This is a genomic window from Aquabacterium sp. (assembly GCF_004297345.1).
In the GTDB taxonomy this organism is placed as follows: Bacteria; Pseudomonadota; Gammaproteobacteria; order Burkholderiales; family Burkholderiaceae_C; genus Aquabacterium.
Genome location: NZ_SCTN01000580.1, coordinates 1 through 2,353, shown reverse-complemented (window position 1 = coordinate 2,353; position 2,353 = coordinate 1). Strand labels below are relative to the sequence as shown.

The window sequence follows — 2,353 nt, the reverse complement described above, 5'->3', positions numbered from 1 at the left end:
TGTATAGCCCTAGTTTTCAAGCCTTGCAAATAGGTATCAAATTGATGTTGTTTGGCGGCCAATGCAGGGTTCACAAATTCTTTGGTTTTTTCCCCAGGAAGTAGTCCAATAATCTTTTTTCCTACGTCTCCTAAATAATTTACTAAACCACCACCAGCACTAGATATGTAGGTTTTTACCTTTCCGCCTTTGTCTAGTTCTTGAGCAAGTTTCTTAGCGGACTCAAAATCTTTTTTGACTTGTCCGGCATAGGTTTGTTGTTCTTGCTCCCCACCATTGCCAGATTCCATGCCACCTTGACCACCTGGTGCATTACCATAATTCAAGTGCTTAGAAATAATTTGTCCTAATGCCGCTTGAAACTGTGGGTTCTGCAAGAAAGCAGGTGTTGTTGCAAGCGTTGCTAATGGCCCTATTTTCTTTGCAAAAATGTCTGCTTCTATTTGTTGTGGCAAATAAGCAGCATGCATTCCCTGACTGTAGCCTTGCAAGGCCTTTGAAACCAGGCCTGAAAATGGGTTTACTTCTTCGGGATTTAGCTTTCTAGCATGAGTAAATGTAAATACCATGGTTCACCCCTATAGAAACGGCAAGAAGGCAGATGTTAGGCCTAAGCCTGAGCCTAGGTTCCCAAGAAAGCCGCTCTTTGCAGAATTTTTTCCTGCTTGGCCTTCATAGCCATATTGGCCTTGTTGCGCCAAAGATTGGGCTATTTGGTCAGCAAGAGATTGCCCTGCTTGTTGCCCTTGTCCTGACAGGCCTTGTAGACCCTGTAAGCCCTGTCCATAAAGCCCAGTAGCACCAGACAAATAATTATAATAGTCTTGGTTCGCAAGGTTTGTTGCTAGTTCCATATTGTGTTGTTGGTGTTCTGGGGAACCTGCCATGCCTCCAGCAGCCGCTTGATGTCCTGCGCCTTGTAATGCTTGTTGTAAAGCAAACTGGAACCCTGGGGACTCATGAAAGCTGCTGCCAATCTGGTTAAGCTTGCCCCCTGGGTTGCCTATAAGGTCTGAATATTGCCCTTGTAGCTGCGGTAGGGAGGCCATGCCAGCACCAAGCCAAGGAGCATAATAAGGCGCTGTAGCATTAGGTATTTGGCTAATGTATTTGTTTGCAGTGTCAGCAGGGTTTTTGTTGCCAAAACCAAACATTCCCGCCAAACCACCTAGAAGATTTCCAGCCCCAGCACCAAGGCCGAAGCGTTGCATGTCTGTCATTGCCATGATTTGTCCTTAAATCATTGGTCTACTGCTATACAGCAGTCCATACGGCACTTCCTGTGCCACCACTTGTTGTACAGATATACAGTACTGTACCAGTTAGATCATAGTAAAACCATGATATTTGCCCTGCTTGCGAACCATTAGGGTTGCCCATTCCCAATGTAAGATAGGCCAAAATTTGCCATTGGGCAGCCAATACTATTGGCGGATTACTGCTATCATACGTGATTACAAATTGTTTAGATACTCTATTGGTCGTATCAAATACAGTCTGACCACTAATGTCGGGTATGTTGATAGGGAGCGTTGCACCGATTAATGGCGTATAAATGCTTTGTATGTCGGCTATGTTTTGTGCCGTTAATCTGGGGAACAATATGCCTTCGTTCTTGTAGTTCTCTTGCAACGCTTGGAAGAGCGATGACAATCCTAAAGACCACAAAGGCATGAAGTCCCCAGTTTTAGCGTCTATTACGGGAATTTCCCGCGGGAGGTCGGGAAATATCGATTGTGGCGTTGTCGCATTTGTCATCTCATGTCCTTGTGTTTGCAAGCCCATCGGTTGCCACAAAACGCCCTAAGCCCCAGAACTTAAACTGTGGGACAAGGTCATTAGCTATCCCGCATTGCCACCACATAAGCCTATTTTTGCGTACGCCGATTGGGGGCAGGTAATATGCCCACTCATTGCCAAATGTAGCCCCACCATCTGTTGAAATAGACAAGTCCACATGTGGCAAGGAAAGATTACTAAAGCCTGTATTGCCGTTTTGTTGGGCTATTAGCAATGCAGAGTTGTCAGGGCTTACTTGTTGTGGCACAAAAACCAAGCCATCTTGTGAAAGCAATAAATCTAAATCCTGGGTCACAAGTTCGGGCAAACCGCCTTGGGTAATTAGCGGGTTTCCATCTTGGGTGATAAGGATGATTTCTCCGAGGTCTTGTTGCTGGTAGTTTGTCTCGCCAGATTCAATCGTGAAGCCAATGTCGTTAAATATCTGGTAGTTCTGGTCTGGAGTCCTGATATTTGCACAAGTCCTAATGCGTGGTATTTCATGAGTTATAAGGTTCCCCATGTTGTCTACGTCTTGGTAGGTCGTAATGTCTGTATCAAAGACAAACAAATT

4 protein-coding genes are annotated in these 2,353 nt (G+C 45.1%); all 4 read right to left on the bottom strand.

Annotated features, from left to right (window positions below):
• Positions 1–569, bottom strand: a 569-nt coding sequence (locus EPO09_RS21685; RefSeq protein ID WP_290646606.1) for a hypothetical protein, incomplete at its 3' end; no start/stop codon positions are given.
• Positions 570–578: 9 nt separating this feature from the next.
• Positions 579–1,226 (bottom strand): hypothetical protein, encoded by a 648-nt coding sequence (locus EPO09_RS21680; protein ID WP_290646604.1) that lies wholly within the window; start codon positions 1,224–1,226, stop codon positions 579–581.
• 28 nt (positions 1,227–1,254) lie between these two features.
• Complete coding sequence (locus EPO09_RS21675) at positions 1,255–1,758, bottom strand: hypothetical protein (RefSeq protein WP_290646602.1); 504 nt, start codon at positions 1,756–1,758, stop codon at positions 1,255–1,257.
• 1 nt (position 1,759) lies between these two features.
• Positions 1,760–2,353: hypothetical protein (locus tag EPO09_RS21670; protein ID WP_290646601.1), on the bottom strand; the 594-nt coding region annotated here is incomplete at its 5' end.

Coding starts and splice junctions, on each gene's coding strand:
- EPO09_RS21680 (WP_290646604.1), bottom strand. CDS start 1,226: ATGGCAATGACAGACATGCAACGCTTCGGCCTTGGTGCTGGGGCTGGA.
- EPO09_RS21675 (WP_290646602.1), bottom strand. CDS start 1,758: ATGACAAATGCGACAACGCCACAATCGATATTTCCCGACCTCCCGCGG.